Origin of the sequence: Rhizobium sp. K102 (genome assembly GCF_022385315.1) — a bacterium.
Taxonomy (GTDB): Bacteria; Pseudomonadota; Alphaproteobacteria; order Rhizobiales; family Rhizobiaceae; genus Rhizobium; species Rhizobium croatiense.
The window spans coordinates 3,634,252-3,649,486 of the sequence record NZ_CP092436.1 but is presented as its reverse complement, the minus strand read 5'-3'; the positions used below and the strand labels follow the sequence as shown (position 1 = coordinate 3,649,486).

11 protein-coding genes and 1 pseudogene are annotated in these 15,235 nt (G+C 62.6%); 5 read left to right on the top strand and 7 right to left on the bottom strand.

The window, feature by feature from the left end:
- Nucleotides 1–60: 60 nt before the first annotated feature.
- From MHI61_RS23975 to MHI61_RS23960, 4 genes are all read right to left on the bottom strand, one after another.
- Nucleotides 61–1,371 (bottom strand): ABC transporter permease, encoded by a 1,311-nt coding sequence (locus MHI61_RS23975; protein WP_239790849.1) that lies wholly within the window; start codon nucleotides 1,369–1,371, stop codon nucleotides 61–63.
- On the bottom strand, nucleotides 1,368–2,060 hold the full coding sequence (locus MHI61_RS23970) for an ATP-binding cassette domain-containing protein (RefSeq protein ID WP_239790848.1): 693 nt from the start codon (nucleotides 2,058–2,060) through the stop codon (nucleotides 1,368–1,370). The genes MHI61_RS23975 and MHI61_RS23970 overlap by 4 nt, the downstream gene beginning before the upstream one ends.
- Before the next feature lie 7 nt (nucleotides 2,061–2,067).
- Complete coding sequence (locus tag MHI61_RS23965; RefSeq protein ID WP_239790847.1) at nucleotides 2,068–2,529, bottom strand: hypothetical protein; 462 nt, start codon at nucleotides 2,527–2,529, stop codon at nucleotides 2,068–2,070.
- Nucleotides 2,530–2,622: 93 nt separating this feature from the next.
- The gene (locus MHI61_RS23960) at nucleotides 2,623–4,377 is read right to left on the bottom strand and encodes an alkaline phosphatase (protein ID WP_239790846.1); all 1,755 of its coding nucleotides are present in this window, start codon (nucleotides 4,375–4,377) and stop codon (nucleotides 2,623–2,625) included.
- A 68-nt stretch (nucleotides 4,378–4,445) separates the two neighbouring features.
- On the opposite strand from MHI61_RS23960, the gene MHI61_RS23955 reads away from it, so the two are divergent.
- The 3 genes from MHI61_RS23955 (at nucleotide 4,446) to MHI61_RS23945 (ending at nucleotide 6,815) form a co-directional block, all read left to right on the top strand.
- On the top strand, nucleotides 4,446–4,676 hold the full coding sequence (locus MHI61_RS23955) for a hypothetical protein (protein WP_239790845.1): 231 nt from the start codon (nucleotides 4,446–4,448) through the stop codon (nucleotides 4,674–4,676).
- 111 nt (nucleotides 4,677–4,787) lie between these two features.
- A complete protein-coding gene (locus MHI61_RS23950) occupies nucleotides 4,788–5,822 on the top strand; it encodes an aspartate-semialdehyde dehydrogenase (protein ID WP_064683966.1) in 1,035 nt (344 codons plus the stop codon).
- Nucleotides 5,823–5,990: 168 nt separating this feature from the next.
- On the top strand, nucleotides 5,991–6,815 hold the full coding sequence (locus tag MHI61_RS23945; protein ID WP_239790844.1) for a lytic murein transglycosylase: 825 nt from the start codon (nucleotides 5,991–5,993) through the stop codon (nucleotides 6,813–6,815).
- Nucleotides 6,816–6,866: 51 nt separating this feature from the next.
- Here the strand turns inward: MHI61_RS23945 and MHI61_RS23940 are convergent, their stop codons facing one another.
- The 3 genes from MHI61_RS23940 to pdxY all read right to left on the bottom strand — a co-directional run bounded on the left by MHI61_RS23940 (nucleotide 6,867) and on the right by pdxY (nucleotide 10,169).
- Nucleotides 6,867–8,486 carry a GGDEF domain-containing protein gene (locus MHI61_RS23940; protein ID WP_239790843.1) on the bottom strand — a complete coding sequence of 540 codons (1,620 nt, stop codon included), beginning with the start codon at nucleotides 8,484–8,486 and terminating at the stop codon, nucleotides 6,867–6,869.
- Nucleotides 8,487–8,580: 94 nt separating this feature from the next.
- A complete protein-coding gene (locus tag MHI61_RS23935) occupies nucleotides 8,581–9,222 on the bottom strand; it encodes a carbonic anhydrase (RefSeq protein WP_010031455.1) in 642 nt (213 codons plus the stop codon).
- 71 nt (nucleotides 9,223–9,293) lie between these two features.
- Entirely contained in the window at nucleotides 9,294–10,169 is an 876-nt protein-coding gene (pdxY, locus tag MHI61_RS23930) for a pyridoxal kinase PdxY (RefSeq protein ID WP_239790842.1), read from the bottom strand.
- Nucleotides 10,170–10,184: 15 nt separating this feature from the next.
- On the opposite strand from pdxY, the gene MHI61_RS23925 reads away from it, so the two are divergent.
- Both MHI61_RS23925 and MHI61_RS23920 read left to right on the top strand, forming a co-directional pair.
- A complete protein-coding gene (locus MHI61_RS23925; protein WP_239790841.1) occupies nucleotides 10,185–10,487 on the top strand; it encodes a hypothetical protein in 303 nt (100 codons plus the stop codon).
- Nucleotides 10,447–15,221, top strand: a pseudogene (locus MHI61_RS23920) (NAD-glutamate dehydrogenase). Before MHI61_RS23925 ends, MHI61_RS23920 begins: the two are co-directional and overlap by 41 nt.
- Nucleotides 15,222–15,235 lie beyond the last annotated feature (14 nt).

The following is a 15,235-nucleotide window of genomic DNA, read 5'->3' as shown; positions in this document are numbered from 1 at the left end:
TTGTCGCGCGCATCGCGCTCCGTTGGAAGGAAGTTTGACTGCGGTTTGCGATCTGGACCGTTACGCTCTCAGCGCCTGCGCCGGCGATTGCCGATAGGCAAGCACCGCCGGCAGAGCGGCAAGAATTGCGGCAAAGGCGAGCAGTGCCGCCGCAAGCCCGGCGTCCTCACGGGCGAAGCCGACCGGCATGGCGATACCGCTCGTCTCGGAGAATAGGCCGGACAAAGTCAGCGCCGCAGCATAACCGAAGGCGAATCCGAGCCCGATGCCGACCGCCACCAGGAAGAAGAATTCCAGCCAGACGATGCCGAAGATCGCGCCGCGCGGGGCGCCGAAGGCCCTCAGCGCGCCGATCTGGCGGCGGCGCTGGCCGATATGGATGACCGTGACCAGCACCAGCGAGGCGGCGACGAGAGTTTGCGCCCCGGCGGCGACCGCGACGAGGATCTGCTTGGCGTTACCGAGCGTGGCGTAGAGATTGGTCAGCACCTCGCCGGGAAAGACGGCGACCGTATTTCCGCTGCGATAGTCCTGCCGCAGCTTGTAGGCATCGGCGATCGTCTTCGGCTTGACGAGAATGGCGGGAACGCCGGGAGTGTCCGCAGTCCAGTTCTCGTTGAGCGCAGCATCCGGATCGGCCTCGCCGTGATGCTCATGCCCAGCGTGATGATCGCCGGCTTCTTCATGCTCGTGGCCGGGTTCAGCGGCAGCCGTGGCGGACGCCGCCTCATGATCGTGCCCGGCGCCCTCCTCCGCATGCTCATGCGCCTCCATGCCATGGATATGCCAGACGGCCTGGATCGAAACGAGAATGGCCCGGTCCCAGGCGGTCCCCGTCGGCCGCAGGCGGCCGGCAACATGATAGATGAGTTCGGTATGGGTCTCGCCGCCTTCTTCGGCCGAGCCATGCATCGGCTTGATTTCACCGCCGAGCGGCAGCTTGACCGCGGAGCCGATCACCGCCTCTCCCTCATGTGCGAAAACCTTGCCCTCGGCAAAGCCGCCGGACAGCTTCTCCGCCAGCGTTACCGTCGTCCCGACGATCGGATAGCCGGAGAAGGAATCCCCGAAGCCGATCGGCGCGGCCCAATCGACACGGGGATCGGCTGCAAGCTTTGCCAGCACCTCGCCCGGCATCAGCGGCAGGGGCGAGGGCTGCAGAAAAACGGAAGAGAGGACGAGCTGCGTCTCGCTGCCGCCGGCGCCGATGACGAGATCGAACTTGTCGGCGGCGCGCGCGCTGCCGAGCCGAAGCGCGCGCTCCTGCAGGACGACGCAAACGCCGAGCGCGGTCGCCAGCGCCACCAACAGCACGACGACCAGCGACCCGGCCCAGAGTCGGCGAAGATCGACAAGGATGAAACGGATCATGCAGCTTCCCCCGCCGCCGCAGCGGAATCCTCTCTGATCCGGCCGGAGCCGAAGGTGATGCGTCGGTCGAGGCGGCCCGCGAGGCGCTGGTCGTGCGAAACGATGATCAGCGTGCTGCCTTCGGCAACGGCAAGATCGAGGATGAGATCGCCGACGGCCTCGCCGCTTTCGGCGTCGAGGCTTGCAGTCGGCTCGTCGGCGATGATGACGCCGGGTTTGCGCAGCAGCGCGCGGGCGATCGCCACGCGCTGCATTTCGCCGCGCGACATGGTCTCGATCTTCTGGCCGGGGCGGGCAAGACCGACCGTGTTCAAAAGCGCATGCGCCCGCTCGATGACGGCAGCCGTGGCGGCGCCGGCAAGCCGGGCGGGCAGGAGCACGTTTTCAAGTGCCGACAGGCCGGGGAAAAGATGGAATTCCTGCATGACCAGGCCGATATTGGCGGCGCGGAACCGGTCGCGCCGGCTTTCTGAAAAGCCGGCGATATCCTCACCGTTCCAGCGGATGCGGCCCTGCCGCGTCCGCTCCAGCCCGGCAACGATATTGACGAAGGTGCTCTTTCCGGAGCCGGACGCCCCGGTGATGACAACCCTGCTGCCGGCATCGATCGACAGGCGGCCGATCGCCAGCGCCGGCGAGGCGAGCCCCGGGAAGGTGACATCAAGGTTTTCGATATCGAGCGCGAGCATGTCGGGTTCACACGGCGAAATATTCGGCCTGGCGGATGCGCAGCAGGCTGACGAAGCCGGTTTCCGGATCCGTCCAGGAACCATATTCCAGCGTGCCGCGCACTTCGATCGTCTGGCGCGGCTGCACGAAGGTCTGCTTCTCCCCGAGATAGACGACGACGATATTATCAGGCCAGTCCGCATCGGAAGAGCAGAAGGGGCAGAGCGACATCGGCACTTCGGTGAGCACGAAGAACTGCGCCTCGGCCTTGAGCGGCGGCGCCATGAAGCCCTTCATGCTGATCTCCTGGCCGGCGAGACGCTTGACCTTATCGGAGAACTCAAGGCCGAGCACGCCGAACTTGCCATAGAGCTCGTCGAAGGAGAGCAAAGCGCCGGCGGCACGAACGGCATTGGCGGTGAAGGGGAGCGCAACGGCAGAGCCGATCAGCCGGCGGCGGCTGAGATGCAGCGAAGAGAATATGTCCATGGCGACCTCCAGGAAACAAATCCCGGCCGCTGAACGGCCGGGACCATGATCGACGAAAGACGCAAGGCCGGCAAGCGGCCTTGCATCCAGAGATCAGTTCGTTTGCTTGGCGCCGAGGGCGAAGGTATCGGCGAGCACGCGATAGACGTCGCTCTGTTCCATGTAACCATGGAAGCCTTCGGCGCCCGGACCGGCCGACTGCAGAACGACGTCGTCGACGGCATGGACGCCGCTCTCGCTGCTCTTCGGCAGATTGCCCTGAACGAGGACCGCGCCCGGAACGTCCTTGTACTGTTCGTTGGCGACATATTCCTTCTTTTCGTTCTGGACAGCCGGAACGAACGGACCGTCGAGCTTCGGACGGAAAGTTTCGTAATGGTCAGGGCCGTTATTGGCGCTGAGGAACAGGCGGCGGCTGACGTCGACCTTGTCGGGGTAACCGTCGCCGTTTTCGTCCTTGTAGTTCGGGAAGCCGGCTTCGGCATAGGTGCCGACCTTTTCGCGCATTTCCGTGCCCGGCTTCTCGTCATCGACGGTGCCGATGATCGAAACGCCATGCGTGTGGTCGCCGGCGACGACGATCAGCGTATCCGGATGCGCCTTCTGGAATTCGCGGGCAACGCCGATCGCCTTGTCGAATTCGATGGTGTCGATGACGGCGCGATCCCAATCGAGCGGATGCGACATCTTGTCGATCGAGGAGCCTTCGACCATCAGGAAGAAACCGTCAGGATTCTTGGAGAGGCGATCGAGCGCAACCTTGGTCATGTCGACGAGACCCGGCTGGTTCGGAAACTTCTCGACGGTGCCCTTCTTCAGGAATTCGCGATCGAGCGTGACGTCCATGTTGCCGGTGTGGAAGAGACCGAGCAGATTGCCGTCAGCCGACGCATTGGCTGCAAGCTCGTTCTTATCGGTCGCAAGCTTGTAGCCGGCATCCTGGAACAGCTTGATGTAGTCCTGATTGTCCTTGCGCTTGGAACCGGCGACTTCCTTGCCGAGGAAATAGGCCGAGCCGCCGCCGAGGATGACTTCCGGCTTGACCTCGAGGAGCATGCCGACGATGTCGGCCTTGTCGTTGCGGCTGCGGGTGTGGGAAACGACCGCAGCCGGCGTTGCGTCCTCGATTTCGGACGTCGCGACGATACCGATCGACTTCTTGGTCGTGCGGCGAACGGCTTCCCCAATGGTTTCGACACGCGGGTCGTCAAGCGGAGCGGGCGTACGATCCGCATAAACGCCGAGCGCGTTGACGGCCGTCTTGTGGCCGGTCATGAAAGCCGACATGGTGTTGGCCGAGTCCGTGGCGACGGCATTCGTCGACGACGTGCCGATGAACGCCATATGATCGAGATCGTCCATGTTCAGGCGGCCATTCGCTTTGCCTTCGGTCATGCCCTTGGACATGATGCGGGCGGCAGTGCGATGGGCGACGGAAAGGCCGTCGCCGAGCAGGAAGATGATGTTCTTGGCCTTCGGTTGACCGGTGGTTTCGTAAACGTTCCAGGTGACCGACTTCGTTTCGTCGCCGGCAGAGACCTCGACCTTGTAGTCGCCCGGAGCGGAAATCTTCAGGCCGCGCAGCAGCAGGGCGGAGCCGAGGGCCTTGTCTTCCTTGCCCTTTTCCAATTCGACGAACTGAGCCTCGCCTCCGAGAACGGTCTTGTAATCCTGACCGTTGACCGTGATCTTCACGTCTTCGGCCTTGACCTGCTTGTTGAGCTCGACCTTGAAGTCGAACGGCGAACCGACAAGGATCGTCGCGCGATCAAGCGGGTAGACCGTCGTCGCCTGAGCGGCGCCAGCGAGAATGGTGGTGGCCGCAAAGGCGGCGAGAAGCGTGCGCATGGAAAACCCCCGTTTTCGTTGCAGATATTAACAACCGGGTCGGGATACCCCTGGGTGATGACAGCGGCATGACAAGGCGCCGCAGGACGGCACCGTTCCTTCCGCCTGGCAGCTGTCGGCGCAAAAACCTTGACTCCTGTGGAAAACCTTCTAAGAGCAACAGCGGAAAAGGAATCTCCATGGTTCGCGACGAACACGCCATTGCCGCATGCAATGACCGGGCACGGGTTGCCGGGGTGGATATTGCCGTTCCGGTTTCTGCCAAAACCAAGGCCAAAACGACGACGAAAACCGTCTGACGTCTCTGGCCTGCCGCTCTCTCCCCGGCTCGGCTGGGGACAGGAAGACGCGATCCGTCGCGCCTTTCCCCTCACCGGACCAGAGGAGAGAAGAGAAAGAGAGCTTGAGAAATGGGTTTCAAAGTAGCAATTGCAGGAGCGACCGGAAATGTCGGCCGGGAGATGCTCAACATCCTCTCCGAACGAGGCTTCCCCGCCGATGAGGTCGTGGCGCTCGCCTCGGCGCGTTCGCAGGGCACCGAGGTGTCCTATGGTGACCGGACATTGAAGGTCTCCAATCTGGAGAACTACGATTTCTCCGACACCGACATCTGCCTGATGTCGGCCGGCGGCGAGGTTTCCAAGAAGTTCTCGCCGAAGATCGGCCAGCAGGGCTGCGTTGTTATCGACAATTCCTCGGCCTGGCGCTACGACGCCGACGTGCCGCTGATCGTGCCGGAAGTGAACCCGGATGCCATCAGCCAGTTCACCAAGCGCAACATCATCGCCAACCCGAATTGCTCGACCGCCCAGCTGGTGGTGGCGCTGAAGCCGCTGCACGACTTCGCCAAGATCAAGCGCGTCGTCGTCTCGACCTACCAGTCCGTCTCCGGCGCCGGCAAGGACGGCATGGACGAGCTCTTCAACCAGACACGGGCCGTCTTCGTCGCCGATCCGATCGAGAACAAGAAGTTCACCAAGCGCATCGCCTTCAACGTCATCCCGCACATCGATAGCTTCATGGAAGACGGCTATACCAAGGAAGAGTGGAAGGTGCTGGCCGAGACGAAGAAGATGCTCGACCCGAAGATCAAGGTGACCTGCACGGCGGTGCGCGTGCCCGTCTTCATCGGTCATTCGGAATCGGTCAACATCGAGTTCGAAAACGAGATCACCGCCGACCAGGCCCGCGACATCCTGCGCGACGCCCCGGGCTGCCTCGTCATCGACAAGCGCGAGAACGGCGGCTACATCACACCCTATGAATCCGCCGGCGAAGATGCGACCTACATTTCGCGCATCCGCGAGGACGCGACGGTCGAAAACGGCCTCAATATGTGGGTGGTTTCCGACAACCTGCGCAAGGGCGCAGCGCTGAACGCCATCCAGATCGCCGAGCTGCTCGTCAATCGCGGCCTGGTCAAGCCACGCAAGCAGGCAGCCTGATACCATTTGTAAACCATAAGATGTTAAAGCCCTGCTCGCTGAGCGGGGCTTTTCCGGGCAAATACAACTGTATAAGCGATCGCCAAAAGGTGGTCGTGACAAAATCGCGAGTGGCTGGCATCCTCTTGCCCGCCTGAAAGCTATGCAGATCGAGAGTGGGGTTTCTCAATGCGCATGACAAAGTTGTTTCTGGCGGCCGCTGCGGCAATGGGCCTTCTCCATGCAGGACCGGCGTTCGCGCAAGGACCAGAATGTGGCAATACCAGCGCCGGCTTCGACGCCTGGGTCGCCGATTTCAAACAGACGGCAGCCGCGAACGGCGTCAGCCAGTCGGTGCTCAGCCGCGCCTTCGCCAACGTCAACTACAACAAGCCGACGATCGCCGCCGACCGCGGCCAGAAAAGCTTCAAACTCTCCTTCGACGCCTTCATGCAGAAGCGCGGTGGTGCTGCCATCATCTCCCGCGGCCGTTCGATGAAGGCGGCCAACCAGGCGCTTTTTGCCTCGCTCGAGCGTCGCTTCGGCGTTCCCGCCGGCCCGCTGATCGCCATCTGGGGCATGGAGACCGGTTTTGGCAGCTATATGGGCAACCAGCATACGCTGTCGGCTGTTTCGACCCTTGCCTATGACTGCCGTCGTTCGGAATATTTTACCGACCAGCTCTATGCCGCGCTCCAGCTCGTCTCGGAGGGCTATCTGAGCCCGCAGGCCAAGGGTGCGGCCCATGGTGAAATCGGCCAGACGCAGTTCCTGCCGAGGAACGTCGTGCGTTTCGGCGCCGACGGCGACGGCGACGGCCGTGTCGACATGGTCGGTTCCCGTGCCGATGCGCTGGCCTCGACCGCCAATTTTCTCAAGGGCCACGGCTGGCGGGCCGGCGCCGGCTATCAGCCGGGAGAGCCGAATTTTGCTGCCATCCAGGGCTGGAACGCCGCCAGCGTCTATCAGCAGGCGATTGCCTATATCGGTCAGCAGATCGACGGCGGCAGATAGGCCTGCATAGACAACGATCCCCCGAAACGCCGCTGCAAGATGCGGCGTTTTTCATAGGCGGGAATCGAAACCACCGCCGGAGGCCGTCTTGCGGCGCTCCTCCTGCGGCGGAGCCGGTACGACCGGCCCCGAAACGACGCAGTTGCGGCCGGAGGCCTTGGCGGCGTAAAGCGCCAGATCTGCGCGTTTGACAAGATCCTCGAAGTTCCGGCTTGCGCCGTCGTTTGCCCGGCCGGCGCATCCGAAACTCGCCGTCACCTTGAGCAGCTCGCCGCTCGGTAAAGGGATTTCCGCCATCTCGATCGCCAGCCGCACCCGCTCGGCGACGATGGCAGCGTCGTCCGGCGTCGAATCGGGCAGAAGCGCCAGGAACTCCTCGCCGCCGTGACGCACCAGCAGATCGAAGGAGCGGAAATTCTCGCGCGCGATGCCCGCGACATGGCGAAGCACGGCGTCGCCGGCATCATGACCGTTGACATCGTTGATCTTCTTGAAATGATCGAGATCGAACAGCACGACGGATATCCAGCGCGATCCGTGTTCGGCCTGGGTGAGAAGCGCCGATGCGGCGACCTCGAAGCCGCGCCGGTTGTACAGGCCGGTCAAGAGGTCGGTCTGGGCGGCGTTGCGCAGCTCCCCCACCAGCGCCTCGCGATCCTGCGTCAGCCGGTCGATCAGGCGCAGCCCCCTTGCCGCCAGCACCATCACCAAGGTGGCGAGGATCAGCAGACCAGCGCACAGCGCCAGGATCCGCGTCAAATGCAGGTGCGAACGCGTCGAAAAGTTCTCGCCGGTGTCGTGAATATCGCGGGCGGCTTCGATCATCTTCTGCTGCAGGAAACTCATGCGTTCGTTCTGCGCCGTGGCCCAGACGTCACGTATTGCGCGCGTCGGCCGCGATCCGGCGAGGATCGCATCGGTGATGGCATTCGCCTTCACCTGGCTGCTGCGACCGAGATAGCCGACGATATCGCGCTCGATCGACGTCGAGGAATGGAAGACCATGTGATCCATACCTTCGCCGATCATCACTTTTCCCTGCACGAACAGCTCCACCGGAAATCTGGCGGAAGGGCCGCGGTCGAGGTAACGCATGCCGATCCCGGTGATCAGCCTTTCGCCGTAGTAGGTCAGCATGATGCCCATCAGCTGATTCGATTTCTCGAGCAGCACCGGATCGTTGATCAGCGGGGAGAGCGCATCGACGACGGCAAGCTGCTTGAGAGCCGCGTACCAGTAGATGGAACCGGGATCGCTGCCGGCATAACGACCCTGGTCGACGGCGCTTCGGGCAGCGACGATGCGGCTATAGGCGAGGCCGAGAGCCGACAATTCGTCCACGAGCCCTTCGTCGAGCGCATCGCGGGAAGGCAGGCTGGCGTGAAAAGCCAGGCGTTCGTCGTCGAGCGTCGCCCGGCTGCGCTGCATTTCGATCGCGGTCCTGCTGCTGGGATGGGCGAGATAGCGGCGCGTGGCGCCGATTTCACTCAGGATCTCCGTGGCGGCGATGGACCCGCCGCGGGCAAGCACGTCGGCGAACTGCCGGTCTTTTTCGAGGTTCCTGTATTGCGTCAGCGAACTCCGGATGACGACGACGCCTTCGATGAGCATGAAGACGAAGGGCAGCATGATGGCCGCCAGAATAACCTTTTTGATGGTTTCGAACTTCATCGCCAATCGCCACGGTGATCAAGACGTCGGTCGTGCGCGACCAATTCAGGGAGCTTAACAACAATCCTTAAAAAACTGATAAACCCGTTGATCCCTAGATCTCGGGGCGAATGAAATCACGCGTTTCGGCGTCCATGACCCAGAGTTCACCCGTCGATATGTCGAACCAGGCGCCGTGGAGATGCATTTTTCCCGCTTCCTCGAGCGCCTTGATGTCGGGAAAGCTTCTGAGATTGTCGATCGAATTGCGGATCGAGACACGCTCCAGCGCCGTCTGCCGCTCGGCGGCCGTCATCACGTCGTTGCTCTGGATCTGCTCGGCTGCCGGTTTGACCAGCGACATCCAGCGACCGATGAAATCGCCCGGCGACAGCGGCTCGGCATTCGGATCGAGCGCCGCGCGGATGCCGCCGCAGCGGCCGTGGCCCATCACCACGATATCCGAGACCTTAAGCGCCTGCACCGCAAATTCGAGCGCGGCCGATGTCGAATGGAAATGGCCGTCCGGCTCGTAGGGCGGCACCATATTGGCGACGTTGCGGATAACGAAAAGTTCGCCCGGGCCGGCATCGAAGATCAGCTCGGGAGCCGCCCGTGAATCCGAACAGGCAATCACCAGCGTGCTGGGACTTTGACCGTTTTCGGCCAGTTGCCGATATCGGTCGCGGGCATCGGCGTAACGCCCGTTCATAAAGTTGCGATAACCGTCCAGAAGGGTGTTTGGAAAACGCTGCATGCTTCTGGATTAGCGCGCGCGGAAGACAAGATCAACTGCTGCACCGCAAAATGAGCAAACTGACAGATGCGTCATTTTTTCCGCCACTGCGCCGGGTGGACGAGCCGCCGCATCTGTACCATGGCCATCGGCGTCGAAAGGCTGGACGCGTCGCTTGCCAGCATCAACTCGTTGCTGCCGCGCTTGACCGCACGCGCGAGCACCTCGAACACGCTGGCGGTGGCAAGCTGCAACGCCTTTTCATCATCGAGGCCGGACAGCAGCCGCGACAGGAAAACCGCGGCGAGCAGATCGCCGAGACCATTCGGCGGGTTCTCGACGACGCGGTGCTCGGCAAGAAGCGCGTGACGGCCGGAAAGGTAGAGATTGCCGGTACCACCCGCCATCATCGGCACCGCCGAGGTGACGAGCATGCGCGATGGCCCGAGCGCTAGCGCCGCCTCCATGATCGCGCTGTTGTCGTCAAGTGCTGCTCCCGACAGCCAGGCAAGCTCGTAGCGGTTCGGCGTCGCCAGCGAAGCGAGCGGGATGAGATGGTCACGAATGGCCTCGGCCGTGGCTTCCGGCACGTAGAGGCCGCCGAGGTCGCCCATGACGGGATCGCAGACATACAGCAGTTCGGGATTGTTTTGCCGGAGCGCAGCGATCAGCCGGGCGACGGAGCGCGCCTGGGCGGCATTGCCGAAATAGCCCGAAAGCACCGCCCGGACTTCGCCGATCCAGGGCGCACGGATCAGATCGTCGATCGCCGCGTCGAAATCGGCTTCCGCAAATGTCAGCCGCGTCGAACGGCCATGGCCGGGATGCCAGGGCAAAACGACGGTCGGCAGCGCCCAGACCGGATGGCCGAGCGTCTCCAGCGCAAACACCGCCGCCCGGTTGCCGACCGAGCCGCGCACGACATGGCTGGAAATGACGATGACTGCGCCCGCTGCATTTTCCGACATGATACCAAGGTCCGAATGATGATGGCGTTTGATGATCTTTTTGACGCCGCGCTGTCAACCATTCTTCACGTGAGCATGGAAATGTGCGGCGGAAGAAGAAACAAAAAGAGGGCCGTCCACGTTTGTTTTGGCTACGAAATCGGAAAAATCTCCGACAATTTCCCATTTCCGACGTCAAAAAAGCATCAAAACCATCCCGCTGGCCCCCATTTTAGAGATTTTTTCGAAGAATCTTCTGCTAGCTTGCAGAAAATCAGTCCATTGCGGGAGGCGATCCATGGCTGCCAGAAACAATCCGAAACGAGAAAAACAGATTGAAGGGGCGCGAAAGATCGCCAAGGAGAGGGGCGAGGCCCATCTCGATCCGGAAATTCTCTTCGGCCGGGCAAGCAATGACGATCTCGAACGCTACACGCCTGAAATGCTGGCGCTTTCTGCCGTGCATTCGGCGAAAGAACTTGCCGCCTGGAACAGCAAGACCCCGCGCGTCAGTATCGACACCATCGGCGGTGTGGCGCCTGAGGGTATTGCCGTCTCGGTGCTTTCGGTCACCGACCGGAATATGCCTTTCCTCTATGAATCGGTGATGGGTGAAGTGACGAGCACCCACCGCGATCTCTTCATGGCCATACATCCCATCCTCATCATGGAGAAGGGCAAGGCGCCTACGCTCTATTCGGCCGACCAGCCGAGTGATCCCGCGACGCGCGTCAGCCACATCCAGCTTCATATCGCCCCGTTGAATTCCAGCCAGGCTGCCGATCTCGTCAATCGCATCCAGACTGTGCTCGAACATGTCCGTCTGTCCGTCTCGGACTGGGAGCCGATGCTTTCCAAGCTCGACGGGGTGATCGCCGAGCTTTCGGCCAATGGCGCCGGCCGCAGGAAGGCCGAACACGCCGAGGCGGTGGCATTCCTCACCTGGCTGCGCGACGAGAATTTCACCTTCCTCGGCATGCGCGAATATCTTTATTCCGGCAAGGGTTCGGATGCCAAGGTCGAGCGCGACAAGGGGACGGGCCTCGGCATCCTCTCCAATCCCGATGTTCTCGTGCTGCGTACCGGCAAGGATGCCGTCACCACGACACCCGAGATCCTCGCCTTCCTCGACGGCCCCGACTTCCTGATCGTCACCAAGGCGAACGTGAAATCGATCGTCCATCGCCGCGCTTATATGGATTATGTCGGTGTCAAACGTTTCGACGCCGAGGGCAATGTTACCGGCGAACTGCGCATCGTCGGCCTCTTCACCTCAACCGCCTATACCTCGCTCGCCTCGGAAATCCCGCTGCTACGTTCCAAGATCGAAAAGGTGAAGGAGCATTTCGGCTTCGACCCGATGAGCCATTCCGGCCGCATGCTTGACAACACGCTGGAATCCTATCCGCGCGACGATCTTTTCCAGATCGACACAACATTGCTTGCAAGCTTTGCCGAGCAGATCAACGACCTGGCCGACCGGCCGCGCGTGCGCGTCCTGCCGCGCATCGACCACTTCGACCGCTTTGTCTCGGTGATCGTCTATGTCCCGCGCGAGGAATACGATTCCATCGTCCGCGAGCGGATCGGCACCTAATGAAGACGGTCTATGACGGGCGTGTCTCCGCCTATTACCCGGCTTTCCCCGAAGGCGGCGTGGCGCGCGTGCATTTCATCATCGGCCGCTCCGGCGGCAAGACGCCACGCATTCCGCAAGCCAAGCTCGAGCAGACGATCCGCGAAATCACCGCCCGCTGGGACGACCGCTTCGAAGTGCTGGCCGGGCCGAAGGCGCCGAAAATTTCGGTCGACCAGGCCTTTCAGGATTCCTTCACCCCTGAGGAAACCGTGGCGGACCTCGCCGATATCGGCGCCTGCGCCGCCGGCGAGCCGCTCCGCATCCAGTTCTATGATCGCCAGGAAGAACAGGGCCGCATCCTTTCGCTGAAGATCTTCCACGCCGGCGGCCAGCTGGCGCTGTCACGGCGCGTGCCGCTTCTCGAGAACCTCGGCTTCAATGTCGTCAGCGAACGCACCTTCGATATCGGGGTGCCGGTCGCCGACGGCCAAACCCAACTCGTCGTGCTGCACGACATGGAGCTCGAGACCCGCAACGGCCGCGACATCGACCTGCAGCGTTATGGCGCCGCCCTCGAGGAAGCCTTCGTCGCAGCCTTCGCCGGCACGATCGACAATGACAGCTTCAACCGGCTGATCCTTTCGGCGGGGCTCTCGGCCCGCGAGACGAATGTGCTGCGCGCCTATGCCCGCTACCTCCGCCAGGCCGGCATCGCCTATTCGCAGGACTATATCGCAACGACGCTCGACAAATATCCTGATGTCGCTGCCGCCATTTTCCGGCTGTTCCACGACACGCTCGATCCCAAGCTGCCGGAGAAGGCCCGGGTGAAGAAGCTCGCCGAGCTGCACCAGGCGATCGAGGCCGAGCTTGCCGAGGTGCCGAGCCTCGACGACGACCGCATCCTGCGCCGCTACGTCAACATCGTCGATGCGACGCTGCGCACCAATTATTTCCAGAAAAATCCTGATGGTTCGCCGAAATCGATGCTCGCCTTCAAGCTCGATCCGCACTTGGTCGACGGGCTGCCGCAGCCGAAACCCTTCCGCGAGATGTTCGTCTACGGCGTCGAGGTCGAAGGTGTGCATCTGCGCTTCGGCAAGGTGGCGCGCGGCGGCCTGCGCTGGTCGGACCGCGCCGAGGATTACCGCACCGAGGTGCTCGGTCTCGTCAAGGCGCAGCAGGTCAAGAACGCCGTCATCGTGCCGGTCGGCGCCAAGGGCGGCTTCTATCCGAAAAAGCTTCCCGCCGGCGGCAGCCGCGACGAGATCTTCAATGCCGGCCGCGAGGCCTACAAAACCTATATCCGCACGCTGCTTTCGATCACCGACAATATCTCCGGTGCCGAGATCGTGCCGCCGAAGGATACGGTGAGGCTCGACGGCGACGACCCCTATTTCGTCGTCGCCGCCGACAAGGGCACGGCAACCTTTTCCGACACCGCCAATGCGCTGGCGCAGGAAGCCGGCTTCTGGCTGGACGATGCCTTCGCCTCCGGCGGCTCGGCCGGTTACGACCACAAGAAGATGGGCATCACCGCCCGCGGCGCCTGGGAAACCGTCAAACGCCATTTCCGCGAAATGGACATCGACATCCAGACGACCCCCTTCACCGTCGCCGGCGTCGGCGACATGTCGGGCGACGTCTTCGGCAACGGCATGCTGCTCTCGCCGAAGATCCGGCTCGTCGCCGCCTTCGACCACCGCGACATCATCATCGATCCCGATCCCGACATGGAAAAGACGCTGGCAGAACGCCAGCGGCTCTTCGACCTGCCGCGCTCGAGCTGGCAGGATTTCGACAGAAACGTGCTCTCGAAGGGAGCGATGATCATTTCCCGCGCGGCGAAATCGGTGACGCTGACGCCGGAAGCGGTCGCTGCGATCGGCATCGACAAAGCCGTGGCCACGCCGTTCGAGATCATGACGGCGATCCTGAAGAGCCCGGTCGACCTGCTCTGGTTCGGCGGCATCGGCACCTATGTCAAAGCACCGTCCGAAACCGATACCGAAGTCGGCGACCGTGCCAACGACCCGATCCGCATCACGGCGGCGGAGGTGCGCGCCAAGGTGATCGGCGAGGGCGCAAACCTCGGCGTCACCCAGAAGGGCCGTATCGCCTACGGTCTTAACGGCGGGCGCTGCAATTCCGACGCCATCGACAACTCGGCCGGCGTCAACACCTCGGACGTCGAGGTCAACATCAAGATTGCGCTGGCGGCCGCCATGCATGACGGGCGGCTGACGCGGGCAAAACGCGACCAGCTGCTTTCGTCGATGACCGGCGAAGTGGCGGCCCTGGTGCTGCGCAACAACTACCTGCAATCGCTGGCGATCTCGCTGACCGAGCGCAAGGGCACGGCCAACGGCCTGGAGCTCGGCCGTTTCATGAGCGTGCTCGAGGGGGCCGGTCAGCTGAACCGCAAGGTCGAGACCTTGCCCGACGACCAGACCCTCGCCGAACGTTATACGGCCGGCAAGCCGCTGACGCGGCCGGAAATCGGCGTGCTTGTCTCCTATGCCAAGATCGTGCTCTTCGATGCGCTCGCCGCCAGCGATCTGCCCGACGACCCCTATTTTGCCGCGACGCTGTCGAATTATTTCCCCGTCAAAATGCAGAAGTCGAACGCCGGCGACATCGCCAGCCACCGCCTGCGGCGTGAAATCGTCGCGACCGTGCTGGCCAACGAAGCGATCAATCGCGGCGGGCCGAGCTTCACCGTCGCCATGATGGACGCGACGGCGGCTTCGGCGCCGGAAGTGGTGCGCGCTGCAATCGTTGCCCGCGACGGTTTCGACCTCACCCGGCTCTGGGCCGAGACGGATGCGCTCGACGGCAAGGTTTCCGGCGAGGTGCAGAACCGTATCTACGAGGAGATCAGCCACAGCTTCACCGTGCTGGCGCGCCTGCTTCTGAAGACCGGCATGGGCAAGATCGATATGGCGGAAGTGATTAGTCGGCTGCAGGCAGCTCTCAAAAAGCTAAAGCCTGCCTTCGCCGAACAGTCCGCCGTCGATGCCGCCGCGCGCCAGGCGGACTATGTTCAAGCCGGCGTGCCGGAGAAACTCGCAGCCGAGATCGCCAATCTCCAGAGCTTCGCGCTGGTGCCGGAGATCATGCAGATCGCCGAACGAACCGGCGAACCCCTGGTGCGCGCCGCCGAGAACTATTTCGCGGTGTCGCAGACCTTCCGGATCGCACGGCTGCTGGCGGCGGGTGGACGCATCCTCACCTCCGACCACTACGAAAACCTGGCCCTTGCCCGCAGCATCGACCAGATCGCCAGCGCCCGGCGCGACATCGTCATCTCGGCCCTTTCCGACCACGGCAAGGAGAAGCTGCCCGTCCAGGCCTGGCATGCCCAGGATCGCGTCCGCATCAACCGCATCGTCGAGGAGCTTTCGAGCCTCAGCGACAGCGGCGACCCCAATCTCGCGCGTATTACCGTTGCTGCAGGTATCCTGACCGATCTTGCGCGCGACCGGGCGAGGTGAGACAGTCCGCCAAA

Excerpts from the sequence above, each read along its gene's own strand:
- MHI61_RS23975 (WP_239790849.1), bottom strand. The coding sequence starts at position 1,371 with ATGATCCGTTTCATCCTTGTCGATCTTCGCCGACTCTGGGCCGGGTCG.
- pdxY (WP_239790842.1), bottom strand. The coding sequence starts at position 10,169 with ATGTCGGAAAATGCAGCGGGCGCAGTCATCGTCATTTCCAGCCATGTC.
- MHI61_RS23940 (WP_239790843.1), bottom strand. The coding sequence starts at position 8,486 with ATGAAGTTCGAAACCATCAAAAAGGTTATTCTGGCGGCCATCATGCTG.
- MHI61_RS23965 (WP_239790847.1), bottom strand. The coding sequence starts at position 2,529 with ATGGACATATTCTCTTCGCTGCATCTCAGCCGCCGCCGGCTGATCGGC.
- MHI61_RS23950 (WP_064683966.1), top strand. The coding sequence starts at position 4,788 with ATGGGTTTCAAAGTAGCAATTGCAGGAGCGACCGGAAATGTCGGCCGG.
- MHI61_RS23955 (WP_239790845.1), top strand. The coding sequence starts at position 4,446 with ATGACAAGGCGCCGCAGGACGGCACCGTTCCTTCCGCCTGGCAGCTGT.
- MHI61_RS23925 (WP_239790841.1), top strand. The coding sequence starts at position 10,185 with ATGATGATGGCGTTTGATGATCTTTTTGACGCCGCGCTGTCAACCATT.
- MHI61_RS23935 (WP_010031455.1), bottom strand. The coding sequence starts at position 9,222 with ATGCAGCGTTTTCCAAACACCCTTCTGGACGGTTATCGCAACTTTATG.
- MHI61_RS23945 (WP_239790844.1), top strand. The coding sequence starts at position 5,991 with ATGCGCATGACAAAGTTGTTTCTGGCGGCCGCTGCGGCAATGGGCCTT.
- MHI61_RS23970 (WP_239790848.1), bottom strand. The coding sequence starts at position 2,060 with ATGCTCGCGCTCGATATCGAAAACCTTGATGTCACCTTCCCGGGGCTC.
- MHI61_RS23960 (WP_239790846.1), bottom strand. The coding sequence starts at position 4,377 with ATGCGCACGCTTCTCGCCGCCTTTGCGGCCACCACCATTCTCGCTGGC.